At 44.4% G+C, this 16,525-nt stretch carries 14 protein-coding genes; all 14 read right to left on the bottom strand.

Annotated elements, in window-relative coordinates:
* Nucleotides 1-439: 439 nt before the first annotated feature.
* Nucleotides 440-1,225, bottom strand: coding sequence for a hypothetical protein (locus CWM22_00275; protein ID AUC90486.1), 786 nt, complete (start codon nt 1,223-1,225; stop codon nt 440-442).
* Nucleotides 1,226-1,227: 2 nt separating this feature from the next.
* The gene (locus tag CWM22_00270) at nt 1,228-1,950 is read right to left on the bottom strand and encodes a hypothetical protein (GenBank protein ID AUC90485.1); all 723 of its coding nucleotides are present in this window, start codon (nt 1,948-1,950) and stop codon (nt 1,228-1,230) included.
* 391 nt (nt 1,951-2,341) lie between these two features.
* Nucleotides 2,342-3,889, bottom strand: a complete 1,548-nt coding sequence (locus tag CWM22_00265; GenBank protein ID AUC90484.1) for a bifunctional phosphoribosylaminoimidazolecarboxamide formyltransferase/IMP cyclohydrolase PurH — start codon at nt 3,887-3,889, stop codon at nt 2,342-2,344.
* A 24-nt stretch (nt 3,890-3,913) separates the two neighbouring features.
* Entirely contained in the window at nt 3,914-4,072 is a 159-nt protein-coding gene (locus CWM22_00260; protein AUC90483.1) for a phosphoribosylaminoimidazolecarboxamide formyltransferase, read from the bottom strand.
* The gene (locus tag CWM22_00255; GenBank protein AUC90482.1) at nt 4,069-4,626 is read right to left on the bottom strand and encodes a phosphoribosylglycinamide formyltransferase; all 558 of its coding nucleotides are present in this window, start codon (nt 4,624-4,626) and stop codon (nt 4,069-4,071) included. The genes CWM22_00260 and CWM22_00255 overlap by 4 nt, the downstream gene beginning before the upstream one ends.
* Entirely contained in the window at nt 4,623-5,645 is a 1,023-nt protein-coding gene (locus CWM22_00250; GenBank protein ID AUC90481.1) for a phosphoribosylformylglycinamidine cyclo-ligase, read from the bottom strand. The genes CWM22_00255 and CWM22_00250 overlap by 4 nt, the downstream gene beginning before the upstream one ends.
* Before the next feature lie 55 nt (nt 5,646-5,700).
* Nucleotides 5,701-7,155, bottom strand: coding sequence for an amidophosphoribosyltransferase (locus CWM22_00245; GenBank protein ID AUC90480.1), 1,455 nt, complete (start codon nt 7,153-7,155; stop codon nt 5,701-5,703).
* A gap of 2 nt (nt 7,156-7,157) precedes the next feature.
* On the bottom strand, nt 7,158-10,877 hold the full coding sequence (locus tag CWM22_00240; GenBank protein ID AUC90479.1) for a phosphoribosylformylglycinamidine synthase: 3,720 nt from the start codon (nt 10,875-10,877) through the stop codon (nt 7,158-7,160).
* Between the two features lie 12 nt (nt 10,878-10,889).
* A complete protein-coding gene (locus CWM22_00235) occupies nt 10,890-11,597 on the bottom strand; it encodes a phosphoribosylaminoimidazolesuccinocarboxamide synthase (GenBank protein ID AUC90478.1) in 708 nt (235 codons plus the stop codon).
* 117 nt (nt 11,598-11,714) lie between these two features.
* The gene (locus CWM22_00230; GenBank protein AUC90477.1) at nt 11,715-11,963 is read right to left on the bottom strand and encodes an acyl carrier protein; all 249 of its coding nucleotides are present in this window, start codon (nt 11,961-11,963) and stop codon (nt 11,715-11,717) included.
* Nucleotides 11,956-12,963 (bottom strand): phosphate acyltransferase PlsX, encoded by a 1,008-nt coding sequence (locus tag CWM22_00225; protein AUC90476.1) that lies wholly within the window; start codon nt 12,961-12,963, stop codon nt 11,956-11,958. The genes CWM22_00230 and CWM22_00225 overlap by 8 nt, the downstream gene beginning before the upstream one ends.
* On the bottom strand, nt 12,960-13,742 hold the full coding sequence (locus CWM22_00220) for a DNA repair protein RecO (protein ID AUC90475.1): 783 nt from the start codon (nt 13,740-13,742) through the stop codon (nt 12,960-12,962). Before CWM22_00220 ends, CWM22_00225 begins: the two co-directional genes overlap by 4 nt.
* On the bottom strand, nt 13,729-14,907 hold the full coding sequence (locus tag CWM22_00215) for an aromatic amino acid aminotransferase (GenBank protein ID AUC90474.1): 1,179 nt from the start codon (nt 14,905-14,907) through the stop codon (nt 13,729-13,731). The genes CWM22_00220 and CWM22_00215 overlap by 14 nt, the downstream gene beginning before the upstream one ends.
* A 147-nt stretch (nt 14,908-15,054) precedes the next feature.
* Nucleotides 15,055-16,431 carry an IS5/IS1182 family transposase gene (locus CWM22_00210; protein ID AUC90473.1) on the bottom strand — a complete coding sequence of 459 codons (1,377 nt, stop codon included), beginning with the start codon at nt 16,429-16,431 and terminating at the stop codon, nt 15,055-15,057.
* Between the last annotated feature and the right edge of the window lie 94 nt (nt 16,432-16,525).

Raw genomic sequence — 16,525 nt, 5'->3', positions numbered from 1 at the left:
CCTATTCTCAAAATCTATGCCAAATCTCAGTATAGCGATTGTATCGCAATAATACCAACTACTGACTGACAATTCACACACCTTTTTGTTAGATGGTACATTCCCCCTTCCACAGTTTCAAAAATCTTGTTGATCCCGCTACACATGGGATATGATATAGAATCCTCTTGCAAGCACAGCAAAAATAAACAAAACCTATCTCACTGGCTAGAGTCGCAATTAGCTAACTGTTCCTAGTCTTTTAGCTTGATAACTGATAAACTAAAAACCTGCTGGAAATCTTCATGCGTCAAAGCAATAAAAGACCGACTGAATAGCTATCTGTAGACTTCTGGTTTCACGCACCATTATACTAGAATCTGAGGAATGTTGCAACACAGATAGTCATAAATCATTATGTTATTCTTATTTTCTCCGATTCCAAAATAAATCCCTAAATTTACTGCCTATAACTATGATAACGACTAATACTAAATTTCCAAACAATCTTATAAACAAGTAAAAATATGATATAGCCAGCAGAAATAGTCCCTAAATCTGCTAAGAGAGGTAATGATTTTGTTATTGACATCAGTGGGAAATATCCAATAAATGCATATGGAATGAACCATAATAATATTGATAACCAGCTAGGATAAATACTATTTGGATAGCGAGTTGTTTCATCCAGTCTCCAAACAATAAAGTTAATGGAATACACATCTTTGATAAAAAATGTTAATGAGTTAACGAAGAGGTGGATTGCTGCGTAACATAAAATACTACCTATTAGTAAAAGGATGATTTTCAGTATAAACCAAGCAGATAACGTTTCAAATTCTGTAAGCAGTGCCATCCAAAATATTATCAGACCAATACAAAATTCGCCAATACTTTCAAAATCTATCTTTGAAAAAATGATGAGTAATAGGGTGTTTACTGGCCTAAGTAATAAGACATCAAATGTTCCTTCTCTGACATAATCTCCAATAAATAAGGTGTTGATGAAAATGAAATTCCAGCCAGCTCTGGCCATTGTTACAAATCCAAACAAGAGTACTAACTCATTTGTAGACCATCCAGGAAAATTTGATAGATTATCTAAAAATACTTTTAAAACATAGATTGAGATAACAGTGTTCACGCTATAGCCTATTATTCCAATGACGGCATCTTCTCTATATTGGATATACCTCTTCCATTGAAGTTTCATAAAATGAATATACAAGTAAAAATATCTTGTCATCACTAACCTCCATAATAGTTCATCACTTTAAATAGCTTCTTCTGATACATAGAAATAAATAAAGCCAGAAGGAGAACCCAAAACATCTGTAAGCACAATTGGTTTAAAACATATTGAGCTGGTAATAAAGCCGATAAAATAGATGAAGGAACTGATAACATAGCATAGAAAGGAGTTAAAACAATAAGTTTTTGCAACATTTCTGGAAAAAAGCTAATAGGTAATACTGATCCACCAAAAAGCATCAACAAGGCATCGTAAAATTCTAAAACACCTAAAATCTGATTAAAACGGATAGATAAAAGCCCCAAGAGATAGCCAAATAAAAACGAAATCAATAGACCTAATAGAGCCGACATGATAAATGATAGCACCATTTCAGGAACAAGAGATATTCCTGTAACGAATGAATAAAAGACAAGAGCAAACGTCAAGGGAGTGACTACAAAAATCAAATCATAAACAAATGAACCTACTTGTCTAAAAAAATGCATCCCCATAAAACTATGGGGTCTTAAAAAATAGACTGCCGTATCACCTTTTTGAATCATCTCTGAAATAATGGAGGCGGTACGATGATCTGGAAAAAGAATGAACATCATCCTAGAAATTACTGCATATAGAACGAGTTGAGATGATGTGTTTTCAGTGACTACACTGGTCCAAACCGAAATCTGAATGGCTACAACCAAAAAGGCACCAAGAATTGTCAAAATAGTACTCACCCTATATGATTTTCGTCTCCTAAATTCTGCTATTGTATAAGCTAATACATTCACCTTGATGTCTCCTTATCCAATAATAATATATCCGCTAAACTGGCATCTGTAATATGATAATCTCTGATTTTTTGGTCTTTGACAAACTCTTGAAGTAAATCTAATTTCTCTTCTTCAATAAACATTTCAGTCATTGAAGCGAGGCTGGGTAAAAACTAGCCAATAACTAAAAAATACACAGACAAATTGAGCTGCTTCAGATGAAATTCAGCCAAACTGTCTGTGTTTTTCTTTCTGTTTATACTCTCTTGGACTAATTTCTTAGCCAATTTCGTAAGATTCATGCTCATTAGAAGGAAGCCTATCTCAGTTTTTCCCAGTCTCTAGATATAGTCTCTCAATGTCTAAAATGTCTTACACCCGTAAAGACCATGGTCAAGCCGTACTTGTTGGCCATGTCAATGGAGTCTTGGTCACGGACAGAGCCACCCGGCTGGATAATAGCCTTGATACCTGCGGCTGCAATTTCTTCCACGTTATCTGCAAATGGGAAGAAGGCATCCGACGCCAATACGGCTCCATCCAAACGCTCCTTGGCTTGCTCGATAGCGATACGGACGGACGCCACGCGGTTGGTTTGCCCCGGTCCCACGCCCAAGGTCATCTTGTCATTGGTGATAATGATGCCGTTGGACTTGACATACTTGGAGGACTTCCAAGCGAACTCCATAGCTGTCCACTCTTGCTCGGACGGTTGACGCTCGGTCACCACCTGCCAGTCCTCTGGGCTTTCCACCACCACGTCCTGATCCTGCACCAAAAGCCCGCCGACAACGCCTGTGAACTCTTTTTCCACTTCGCTTGCATCCTGTGCGTCAAAGACCAACTCCAAAATCCGAAGATTTTTCTTTTTATTGGTCAAAATAGCTAGCGCTTCTGCCGAGTAACTCGGTGCGATGATGATTTCTAAGAAAATCGGGTGCATCTTTTCAGCCGTCGCAGCATCCACTTCTCTGTTCAGCACGACGATGCCTCCGAAAATGGATACTGGGTCAGCCTCATGGGCATAATCCCAAGCCTGCTCAATAGTCTCTGCCTGTCCGATACCGCAAGGGTTCATGTGTTTGAGAGCCACAACAGTTGGACGGTCCTTGAAATCACGGATAATACGGATAGCCGCATCCGCATCACGAATGTTATTGAAAGACAGCTCCTTACCGTTTAGCTGTTTAGCAGCTGCAATCGAGTAAGCTGTCGGAAGGGCATTTTGGTAGAAATCCGCATGTTGCTGAGGATTTTCTCCGTAACGCATGGGCTGATTAAGATCATAAGTAATCGTTAATTTTTCAGGCTTATCTTCGCCTACCTGCTTGGTAAAATAATCTGCTATTAGGGCATCATAAGCTGCGGTATGACGGAAAACCTTAGCTGCCAACCGCTGACGCGTTGGGTAGGTCGTCTGACCCTGCTCTGCTATTTCCCCTAAAACCGTCGGATAATCTGCTGGATCCACCACAACGGTTACGCTAGCGTGGTTTTTGGCTGCTGAACGAAGCATAGACGGTCCGCCGATGTCGATGTTCTCCACCGCCAAGTCGTAGGTCACATCTGAACGCAAAATAGTCTCTTTGAAGGGATAAAGATTTACCACCACCAAGTCAATCAGGCCAATTTCATGGTCGTTGGCTGCTTGCAAGTGGCTGTCCAAATCCCGACGAGCCAGCAAACCCCCGTGGATTTTGGGGTGCAGGGTCTTGACACGGCCGTCCATCATCTCAGGAAAACCGGTCACATCGTCTATGGCAATAGTAGTCACTCCAGCCTGATCCAAGGCTGCCTTGGTACCGCCAGTTGAGATAATCTCCCAACCAAGTTTCGTCAATTCTTGGGCAAGTTCTACGATGCCATTCTTATCTGATACGCTAATCAGTGCGCGTTTTGTCATATTTTCTCCTTTTCCTTACCAGAACTACTTGATTTGGGTCATGAGGAATCCTGATAAAATCAAGGATAGACCATAAGCCAGAATCAAACGGGCTGGATTTTCTAAGTTTACAAAAATAAGGCTATTAAACAGCAGAGCTGCCAAAACAAATACCAAAATAAATGAAATGACTTTCTTTATCATAACACTCTTCTTTTCGCCCCAAACTCCTCCAAAACCGCTGGATAGAGTTGGTACTCCGCTTCATGTATTCTTGCTTCAAAGGTTTCCAAGGTATCATCGGCTAGTCTAGGCACTCGAACTTGCTGAATAATTTGTCCTGTGTCAATACCACTATCCACCCAGTGGACTGTTACGCCACTTTCAGATACACCAGCCTGCCAGGCATCTTCAATCCCATGAGCACCTGGAAATTCCGGCAAGTAGGCTGGGTGGATATTAATGATACGACCTTCGTACTGAGCCAGCAGGGTTGGTCCCACAATCTTCATATAGCCTGCCAAGATCACCAAGTCAATCTGATGCTGGTCTAAGAGTTGGATGAGTGCTTCTTCGTAGGCCTGCTTATCTGAAAACTCTTTGAGTTCAAAAGTAAAGGTTGGTACACCTAGTTTTTCAGCTCGTTCCAAGACATAGGCGTTTCTGCAGTCTGAAAAGACAAAAACCACTTCAAACTGTTTTGCGATGACTTGGAAATTGGAGCCGTTGCCTGATGCAAACACTGCTATTCGTTTCATTTGATGACTACACTCTTATCTTCCTTAGTGATAACGCGGCCGATAGTGTAAACTTCCTCGTCAACTAGTTGACAGACACTGTCAACCTTGTCTGGACTGACTGCCAGGACCAATCCGATTCCCATATTGAAGATTTCAAACATTTCTTCATGTTTGATCTTTCCGTATTTTTCAAGGGCTGTAAAGATTGGAAGGACTGGAATCTTGTCTTCTTCAATCTCAGCGGCTAGGTTGTCCGCAAACATACGGGGAATATTTTCGATGAAGCCGCCGCCTGTGATGTGGGCAATGCCGTTGACTAGGCCTGCTTTTACCAGAGGCAATACCTGCTGGACATAGATACGGGTCGGCTCTAAGAGAACATCCTTCAGAGCTCTGCCATTGAGCTCTGGCAACAGAGCGTCCCCAGAAACATCCGCAAACACGCGACGGACAAGGGAATAGCCGTTGGAGTGGATACCGCTTGAGGCCAAACCAAGAAGAATGTCGCCCTCCTGGACCGTGCTACCGTCGATGATCTGGGACTTCTCCGCAATACCGACAGCAAAACCAGCCAGGTCATAGTCATCCTTGCCGTACATACCAGGCATTTCAGCCGTTTCACCGCCAATCAAGCCGCAACCAGCCTGGACACAGCCTTCCGCAACACCTGCAACCACCTGCTCCAGCTTGGCTGGCTCATTTTTTCCAGTCGCAATGTAGTCAAGGAAGTAAAGTGGCTCCGCACCCGCTGCAATGATGTCGTTGACACACATGGCCACGCAGTCCTGACCAATGGTGTCGTGCTTGTCGTACTGGATCGCTAGCATGAGCTTGGTTCCCACGCCGTCTGTTCCTGATACCAAGACTGGCTCTTTGACATCCAGTTTGGTTAGATCAAACATCCCGCCAAAACCACCGAGGGCTCCCATAACACCCAAGCGTTCTGTCCGAGCCACATGCTTCTTGATGCGTTCGACAACTTCATATCCCGCTTCGACGTCAACGCCCGATTGGGCGTAGGCATTTTTATTTGTCATTTTGATTCCTTTCAACAGTTTACAGGTCTGTCAAGTAACGTTGACACCTCTGTCTTTACTTGACATTTTCAATGTAGAAACTCGTTTTCTCTTCTAGGCTACGGAGATATTCTTCCTCATAGTCATAAAGAGGGGTTGGAAATTCGCCGTCAAAGTAGGCTACACAGAGCCCGCCTTTTGGCGCATCGGTTTCGATGCCGATGGCTTCAATCATCCCCTCAAGAGAAAGGTAGGTCAGACTGTCTGCCCCGATGATCTCACAGACTTCTTCAACCGTATGATTGGCTGAAATCAGCTCCCGACGGGTCTGAATATCAATTCCATAGAAACACGGGTACTTGAGTTCTGGGCTGCCGATAGCCACATGGACTTCTTTTGCCCCTGCATCACGAAGAAGCTGGACAATGCGGCGGCTAGTTGTACCGCGAACAATAGAGTCGTCAATCATGACCACGCGCTTGCCTTTGACAACACTTGAAACAGCTGACAACTTCATGCGCACACCCTGCTCCCGCAATTCCTGGGTTGGTTGAATAAAGGTCCGCTGGGTATATTGGTTTTTAATTAGCCCCATTTCATTTGGCAAACCAGATTCCTCTGCAAATCCCATAGCCGCAGATAGGGAGGAGTTTGGCACACCAACCACGATATCCGCTTCATGTTGAAATTCCTGGGCCAAACGACGACCCATATTTTTACGAGCCGTGTGGACATTGACACCATGAATAACCGAGTCCGGTCGGGCAAAATAGACATACTCCATAGAGCAAACAGCCAGTTGCGTATCTCTTGTATAGCTATCATATTGAATTCCTGAATCATCAATGACGACAATTTCACCAGGCTCCACATCTCGCACCCAGTCAGCCCCCACTACTTCAAAAGCACAAGTTTCGCTGGCAACTACCCAGGCACCATTTTTCATTTTGCCTATTGAAAGTGGACGGAAACCATTAGGGTCTAGAGCTGCAACCAATTTGTCTTCCAACATAATCAAGTATGCAAAGCCACCCTTGACAGTGTTAAGAGCTTCCTTAATTTTTCCTATGAAATCCGGATTGTGACTACGGCGAATCAAATGCATGAGGATTTCTGTATCAGAAGAAGAAGAGAAAATGGAACCATTTTTTTCAAGTTCAGCCTTCAAACTGACTGCATTGGTCAAATTTCCATTATGTGCCAAACCCACCTGCATATCTGAAAAATCAAAGAGAAAGGGCTGGATATTATGGATAGATGCTGAACCTGAGGTTGCATAACGAACATGACCAATAGCAGCCGTTCCTGTCAAGGCTTCTAAATCTGCTGGATTTTTGAAGACTTCTGCAATCAGGCCTGTTCCGCGATGGCGACGCAACTGTCCGCCATCATTGGCTAAAATCCCTGCTCCTTCTTGCCCACGGTGCTGCAAACTGTGGAGGCCAAAATAGGTCACCTGAGCAGCCTGCGGATGTCCCCAAATGCCGAAAACACCGCATTCTTCGTTGAGTGATTTAACTTCGTATGTCATAGTTATTTTCCTGTAAAATAGCGAACTGCTGAGACAAAGAGCCCTTGGTCTTTCTTACCTGGAATGTTTTGGAAAAGACCGTCCTCGTAACGCTCCGAATGCCCCATTTTCCCGATGATTTGTCCGTTGCGACTGGTAATGCCCTCAATGGCATGGCTAGAACCATTTGGATTGTACTTAGAGTCCATGCTCGGCTGACCTGCAAAGTCAACGTATTGGCTGAAAATCTGCCCACTGTCACGCAAGGTAGCGAACTCCTCGTCCGTCACCACGAATTTCCCTTCCCCGTGAGAAACTGGAGTAGCATGGATATCACCGACTTGGACACCTGCTAACCACGGTGAATTGACATTGGCAATCCGCGTTTCCACCATTTTGGCAACGTGTTGGTTAGCATCGTTATAAAAGAGAGTCGGACTGCTTTCTCCCGCCTCCTCAAAGTTTCCATAAGGTAGCAAGCCCGATTTGACAAGAGCTTGGAAACCGTTACAGATACCGATGATGAGGCCACCTTTTTCGATAAATTGGTCAATAGCAGAGCGGACCTTAGCATTTCGTAAGATGGTCACGATAAACTTAGCAGACCCGTCTGGCTCATCCGCAGCGGAGAATCCACCTGCAAAGAATAGAATATTAGCCTTGTCAATATTGTCAACCATGGTGTCAACCGAGTTTTCAATGCTTGCTGCATCTAAAGTCACAAATGGAACAAGATTGACTTTTGCACCAGCCTGTTCAAAGGCCTTGGCAGAATCATATTCTGAGTTGGTTCCTGGAAAGACTGGGATGTAAACAAGCGGAACATCAACTCTTTCCTTGGCTTGTATAACTGCTGAACTGGTAATTGCAGGAACATCCTGTAAGTCTGTAGCCTGTTCAAATTCTGTTGGGTAAACTTCTTCTAGTTTGCCTTCAAAGGCAGCTTGTAGTTCCTGTCCAGCTAAGTTGACACCATTGACAACCAGTGTAAAGTCTGTAGTAGTTTGACCGATTTTCACAGCATCTGGAATGTCTTCTTGCGATGTGAAGATAAAGCCGCCAAGCTGACCTGTCAAGCTGGTTTCAAGGTCAGCAAGCTCGATTTCTGCACCGATTTGGTTACCAAAGGACATGAGGGCTAGGCTTTCTAGAACACCACCATACTTGACTGCACTAGCAGCCGTAATCACATAATCGCTTTGCCATTTTTCAAAAGTCTCAAAATTAGACTTGATCAAGGCAAAATCAATATCTTCTGATAAAATCTGACCTGGTAAGTAGTAAATGTGCTCGCCAGCCGCCTTGAACTCAGGTGAGAGAACCTTGCGGCTGTCTGCTGTTGTCACACCAAAGGCAACCAAGGTCGGCGGAACTGTCAAGTCCTCAAAGGTACCAGACATAGAGTCCTTACCACCGATAGACGGCAAACCGAGCTGAATCTGAGCCTCGATAGAGCCCAGAAGTGCCGCTACTGGCTGACCGAAACGCTCTGCCTGCTTGTCCATCCGCTGGAAATACTCCTGATAGGAGAAGCGAGCCTTGGACCAGTTAGCCCCTGTTGCCACCAAGCGAGCCGTTGCTTCGATGACCGCATAGGCAGCCCCGTGGTAAGGGGACCAGTCTGCCAGATAAGGATGGTAACCCTGAGCCATGACGGATGCCGTTGTCGTCACACCCTGTTGGACAGGTAGTTTCTGCACCGAACTTTCTGTCGGTGTCAATTGGTGACGACCTCCGAGTGGGTGGTTGACCGTTGAGCGACCAACAGATGAGTCAAAGATAGTCTGCAAACCTTTTTGACTAGCATGGTTGAGGTCTGATAGAAGGTCTTTCAAGTCCTCTTGTAGCGTTTCAGCAGATGTTGTACGTGTTTCCGGCAAGTTGACAGCATTGTCAACTACTTTTGCATCAACTACTACACGAACACCATTTGTATCAAGGAAAGAACGTTCCAAATCAACAATGGTTTGACCATTCCAAGTCATGACTAGATTTGGTTTTTCAGTCACTTTGGCTACAACAACCGCATGGATATTTTCCTGACGGCAGGCTGCGATGAAGGTATCGACATCTTGAGGACGGATAACGACACTCATCCGCTCTTGCGATTCAGAAATGGCGATTTCCGTTCCGTTCAAGCCTGCATACTTGAGTGGAACCTTGTCCAAGTCAATTTCCAAGCCGTCCGCCAATTCACCAATGGCTACGCAGACACCGCCTGCACCGAAGTCATTGGATTTTTTAATGAGGCGAGTAACGGTACCATTGCGGAACAAACGCTGAATTTTACGTTCTTCAATAGCATTTCCTTTTTGGACTTCCGCACCAGCCGTTTCCACAGACTCGACTGTCTGTACCTTGGACGATCCTGTTGCCCCACCGATACCGTCGCGACCTGTTTTGCCTCCTAACAAGATGACCACATCGCCTGCGACTGGTTTTTCACGGACCACATTTTCCTTTGGAGCAGCACCAACAACGGCACCTAGTTCCATGCGTTTTGCGACAAAACCTGGGTGGAAATATTCACGCACATAAGTGGTCGCAAGACCGATTTGATTTCCATAAGAAGAATAACCATGTGCCGCTGTTTTTGAAATGATTTGCTGTGGCAATTTCCCTGAGCGAGTAGCCGTCAGAGGTTGGGTAATATCGCCCGCACCTGAAATTCGCATGGCCTGATAAACATAGGAACGACCTGACAAAGGATCACGAATGGCTCCGCCGATACAGGTTGCGGCACCACCGAAAGGTTCGATTTCTGTTGGGTGGTTATGGGTTTCATTCTTGAACATGAGGAGCCACGGCTCTTTCACGCCATCCACATCCACTTCGATTTCTACCGAGCAGGCATTGATTTCATCTGACACTTCCATGTCATCCAGACGACCATTTGCTCGCTCATAGCGACCAAAAATGGTCGCCATATCCATCAAAGTCTGAGGCTTGTCTGTTCGACCTAATTCTGTCCGCATTGCCAGATACTTGTCATAAGTCGCCTGCAGTTGCTTGTGGAATTTTGAAGCTGAAAAATCAATAGACCTAAGTTCTGTCTCAAATGTCGTATGGCGGCAGTGGTCACTCCAGTAAGTATCCAAGACCTTGAGTTCTGTCTCAGTTGGCACTCGACCAATTGACTTGAAGTAATCCTGAATGAAGAGCAGGTCTTCCACTTCCATGGCCAAACCAGCCTCACGCTTGTAAGACGCAAATTCCTTTGCCCCGTAGCTATCAAACAAGTCCAAGCTTGGAATGACAGTATCTGACACCGAAAACTCCTGAGCCACCAAAGGAGCATCCAAATCCTTGAAACGCGAATCCACAGGATTCAGCAAATAGTTCTTGATAGCAGCTAACTCTTCTTCCTGCACATCGCCATTCAAGATATAGAGCTGACCTGTATTGACACGCACCTCCTGACGACTGCCCAATAAGAGAAGGGCCTCCTGACTGCTGGCAGCCCGCTGGTCAAACTGCCCAGGAAGAGCCTCAATCGCAAAATAAGCAACCTCCTCCAAATCAAGCTCAGCTTCCGACAAGACCTTGTCCGTCACCTGCTCGGTAAAGATATGCTTAATAGCTTGCTCCAGCAAGTCATCCTCCAGATGGAAGACATCATAAACCTGCACCAGACGTACACTCGTCAAACTTGTCAACTGTAAATTATGAGTCAACTCCTTACGAAGAGCCTCCGCCTTAATCTGAAAATCCGCCTTCTTCTCAACAAAAATCCGCTTCGCCATATCTTCCAATCCTTATTTCACTTCTTGTAACTTTGCCAATACGACCTCGTAAACCTCGGTCAACTCCCCGAGACCCCGACGGAAAACATCCTTGTCGAGATGGTTGCCATCCGCATCCCACAAACGACAATTATCAGGAGAAAACTCATCCGCCAATAAAATCTGACCAGACGAATCAACCCCAAATTCTAGCTTGAAATCCACCAAATTCAGCCCAATCTGAGCAAACAAGTCCTTCAAGAACCCATTGATTCGTCTTGTTTCTTCCTTGATATAGGCGATTTGGTCCTGACTAGCCAGTTCTAGAAAGGCAATGTGTTCATCGTTGATAAAAGGATCGTCCAACTCATCTTTTTTATAGTAAAATTCCACGATAGGAGTAGATAAGGCAATCCCTTCTTCCACCCCAAAGCGTTTTGAGAAAGACCCAGCTGTCACATTTCGCAAAACAACCTCGAGAGGAATAATCTCCACCTTCTTATTCAACTGCTCCGTATCCGACAAGTGCTTGATAAAATGCGTCTTGACTCCCGCTTCATTCAACTTTTCAAAAATCAAAGAGGAAATCAGATTATTAAGTCGCCCCTTGCCAGTAATCTGTTCTTTCTTGCCACCATTAAAAGCCGTTGCCTGGTCCTTGTAAACTGCAACAATCTGGTCGCTGTCAGCCGTAGCGTAGATGTCTTTGGCTTTTCCTAAATAGAGAAGGTCTGTTTTCATTAAAATGTTCGCCTTTCATAAAATATTCTAGTCTTTTCGTTTATTCTATCACATAACATTCGTGTAAAAAAGTATTTAACGGTATTTTGTAAAAAAATAAAGAAAAACGCCCGTAAACTACGAACGTTTCTGTAATTCTTCATAAATAAAATCCACAATATCAGATAGGGTTTCAAAGCGTTCAATGGCCGCATCAGGAATATCGACACCAAACTCGTCTTCCAAAGTCAAAACAAATTCCATGATTTCCACCGAATCCGCTGCGATATTATCAGCCAAAGTCGACTCAGGTTGAACTTTAAAATCCTCACCCTTTTCATCTTGAATCAATTCAACAACCCGCTGATAGACCTGCTCTCTAGTCATGACTCTCCTCCACTACTGAAAATTTCTCCACCGATTTTTCAACAATGCCAGCCTCCAAGATAGAACGCGTCTGCTTGATGGTATAGAAAATCGCCTGGGCATCGCTAGAGCCGTGAGCCTTGATGACAGGTGCTTTCAGACCAAGCAAAACAGCACCACCTGCTGTTTTATAATCCATAGCCCCCAATGCCTTTTTAAGAGTCGGCTTGACTAACAAACCACCCAATTTAGCACGCAGACCGCCATTTTTGATAGAGCCTGTCAACTGGGCAACGATGGATTTTGCAGTTCCCTCAATGGTTTTCAGCACAGCGTTTCCCGTGAAACCATCCGTCACAACCACATCCGCCACGCTGTTGAGCAACTCACGCGCCTCCACATTGCCGATAAAGTTGATTGACTTGTCTTCCGCCAAGAGTTTATAGGCTTCTTGGTGAACTGGCGTGCCCTTGGTATCTTCCGTACCGTTGTTCAAAAGTCCCACACGAGGTTGTTTGACACCACGCACGTGCTCCGCGTAAAATGAGCCAAGAATACCATACTGATAGAGGTGATGGGCTGTATTTTCAGCATTTGCCCCCAAATCCATCATATCAAATCCCTTACCGTCCATAGTAGGAAGAGTGGACATAAGACCTGGACGGTCGATGTTCTTGATGCGACCGACGACAAAGACGCCTGCCGCCAACAGAGCCCCTGTATTTCCAGCCGATAAGACCGCATCTGCCTGACCATCCTTGACAGCCTTGGTCGCTAGGACCATCGAAGCCTCTTTTTTCCGACGAATCGCCTTGACAGGCTCATCATCTGAATTGATTTTCTCCGTCGTATGGACGATGCTGACACGCTCTGTCGCTGTCAAATACTGCTTGATTTTAGCCTCATCACCATAAAGTTGAATGTCAATGTCTGGAAAGGCAGCCAAGGCTTGATTGACACCTTCTACCACTGCCTGAGGGGCGTGGTCCCCACCCATAGCATCTACTGCAATACGTTTCATTCTGTTTCCTCATTTTCTGTTCTTGGTTTCATAATCTGCCCCCAAGAAGACAAATCATCTATAAATTTCTTTGATTTCAAGTGAATCCCCACATATTCCTCGTACAACTGGTCAATAAAAAGCCGTAATTTTCGCTTCATCTCAGGCTTGATGGAAATGGTTTCTAGCTCATCAAAGGAAATAGCCTGAAATTGATCAAGTAGATAGGGAACATTAGGGTCCAGATAAGCCCGTCGCTCATCTTGTTGATAGTGTTGCGGACACAAGACACCGCTATACTTGTAAGAATAATCAAAAGGCAGACCAACCCGATGACAAAAAGCACACTCGTGAAAATTCAGACTGATCCCAAATCGACCCAAGAGCTGAATTTCAAAGATATTGGTCAGAACTTCGTAGTCCAAACCTGACTCCATCAAGTCCAAGGTCTTGACCAAAAAAGCAAAGAGAGCTGGGTCATAGACCTTGTCCTGCAAGGCCGCATCGGCCAAGGCCAAGATATAGGTAGCATAGCTAAGCTTGAAAATATCACCGTTAATATTCTTAAAGGGCTGTACCTGATGAAAATCTTCGATATAAGACAGACCATCATCATTGATTTTAACGATAAAATCCGCGTAGGTCAAAGGCTGGATAGAAGCTACCAGCTTGGACTTAGAGGCATGTTTCACGAAAAACATTCGCTTGCCAGCCTTCTCCGTAAAAATCTTGACCAGCTTATCATCTTCCCGAAAATTCCGATTATAAAGGACTAATCCTCTGGTTTCAATTCGTTCCATTTTCTTCTAGATACTCTTTCAAGCGAGCCATAGCCGTCTGAATGGTCTCCATACTTGCTGCATAGGAAATCCGCACATAGCCCTCACCATACTGACCAAAGGCCGCACCTGGAATAAAGGCCACTGCTTTCTTCCTCGCAAAGTCCTGCAAGAAGCTAAAGGAATCTTGATTGTAACCCGCAGGAATTTTTGCAAAGATGTAAAATGCTCCATCAGGCTTGATAATTTTAAAGCCCAAGTCCGCCATCTTCTCGATGATGTAATCCCTACGCTTGACGTACTCCGCCCGCATCGGAAGAGCGTCATCCTTACCGTTTTTCAAGGCCTCAACCGCACCATACTGCATAGCAGTTGACGCCGCTGTCACAAGATACTGGTGGCTCTTGATAATTTGAGCGATGATGGGAGCCTGACTCATAATCAAGCCAATCCGCCAACCTGTCATGGCATGAGACTTGGACAATCCCTGAATCAAAATGGTCTGTTCTGGCAAAAACTCCGCAATCGAAGTATGAGGCTGACCAGTGTAAGTCAACTCCGCATATACCTCATCTGATAGGACAAAGACAGGATACTTACGCAAGACATCCGCAAAAGCCTGAATCTGCTCACGTGAGTAGGTAACACCTGTTGGATTGGCAGGATAGTTGAGAATGACAGCTTTTAGCTTATCCCCCTGCTCAATAATCGCCTCTTCCAACATCTCAGGTGTCAACACAAAATCATTTGCCGTCGTATCGATTTCAACGATATCTGCTCCCACCATATTGACAATCGGTTCATAACCAGGATAGGCAGGGGCAGGCAGAAGAACTGTATCCCCAGCCTCCAAAATAGCAACTAAACTCGCTGACAGAGCTTCTGTCGCACCGATTGTAGAGAGGATTTCATTTTCTGGATTGTAGTGTAAATTATATTTTTCAGCCACAAACTCAGCTGCTGCCTGACGCAACTCCAAAAGACCAGCCATTCCAGTATAATAACTCTTGTTAGCATCGATAGCAGCCTTAGCCGCTTCTTTAACATGGTCAGGCGTTGTAAAATCAGGCTCTCCCAATGTTAGTTTCAAAATCCCGGGAACATCCGAAATAGACTGATCAAACTGACGAATCATCGAAACCTCAATCCGATTCAAATTCTTATTAAAACGATTTAATAAATCCATTCTGCCACCTCAAAAACATATAAAACTATTATAATACATTTTGAAAATAAATGTAAAAAAGAAGAGTCATTTGACTCTTCTCAGATTGCAGACAAACATCGTTTTGGTGTTTGTCTTTTTTACTGTTTTTAGAGAAAAATGGCTGTTTTAATGCTGAAACCACCCCATCTGGACAAAATAAAAAGGCCTTCTTGCCATCCTTTTAACTAGTTTTTTGAGATTTAAGCACGCCAAAGTCAGTCCAATCTTATCCTCCATTTTGGACTTGCCTTTTTCCCTCGTGTAGCGCAGATTATGGTATTCCTTGGCTGTGCCAAATAGCCGTTCAATCGTCTCTTTCCGATGTTGGTAGAGCTCCTTCATCCCTCTTTGATGACGAATATCCTCGCACTGTTCCAAATACTCCTTCCAAATATGCCGCGTGACAACTTTTTGATGGTTCTTACTGGTCGTACATACTGATAATAGGGGACAGTTGGCACAAATTGCAGGATCACTTTTGTATTCTCGGTAGCCTTCTCGGGTAGTCGTGCGATAGGTCAAGGCCTGATGTTCAGGACACAGGACACAATCGAAGTGTTCGTCATAGACAAAATCTTTAGGACGAAGTTGACCCTTCTTCCCACGGGGACGGGTGTAGGGAAGGACAGGAGTGATTTCCTTATCAATTAGAAACTTGGCAATACTGGGAGTTTTATAGCCCGAATCCGCAATGATATACTCTGGTTTCAAGGGTTCAAGCTTGGCGAAAAGTGCAGGAAAAGCCTGACTGTCATGGATATTACCAGCCTCAACACTATAAGCAAGTGCCCAGCCATACTTATCACAGGCAACTTGGGCAGAATAAGCGAAAACTTCCTTATGATCACCTTTGTGGAACCAGCCACTTTCTGGGTCGGTTGTGGAGATTTTCTTAGCGATGGGCTCTGGCTCTTTGGCGGGCCCGAGCGGCTTTTTTCCGTGCTTTACCCGATCTTGATTAATTTCGATTTCCAGCTGTTCACTCATGAATTTGGCCTGCTTTTCCACCTCTTGGTTGATAAACTTACGATTATTGGCCGCAGCTTTAATATGAGTTCCGTCTATGAAAATCTCCGTCGGGTCAATTAGGCCTGCATTGATACACAGCCCAAGAATATGCGTGAAAATGGACTCAATCAACCCTTTCTCTTGAAAGCGACGGGAATAATTTTTGTCGTATGTCGTGAAGTGAGGCACCTTGTCATCTAGGGTTAAACCAAGAAACCAGCGATAGGCAGTATTCACTTCAATATCCTTGATGGTCTGACGCATGGAACGAATACCATAAAAGCACTGAATCAGAGGAATTTTAACTAACATGACAGGGTCAAGACTAGGACGACCATTATCAGACGAATAGGTATCTTCTACTAGGTCATAAATGAAGTCGAAGTCAATCACAGCTTCCACTTGGCGCAGGAAATGATCTGCAGGCACAAGCTGGTCAAGGGTATAGAAACCGTACTGATTGCGGTTATAGTCAGGTTTTTCTTTGTGTAGCATAGGAGAACCTCATAAGTCCTTTTTCTTATATTATACTCCTAAATACGAAGAAAAGCCCTTAGAAAATCAATTCTAAGGACTTTGTCTTCAGTCT

Source organism: Streptococcus suis (genome assembly GCA_002831545.1).
GTDB classification, from domain to species: domain Bacteria; phylum Bacillota; class Bacilli; order Lactobacillales; family Streptococcaceae; genus Streptococcus; species Streptococcus suis_P.
The sequence above is the reverse complement of the archived record's forward strand: the minus strand, read 5'-3'. Positions and strand labels throughout refer to the sequence as shown.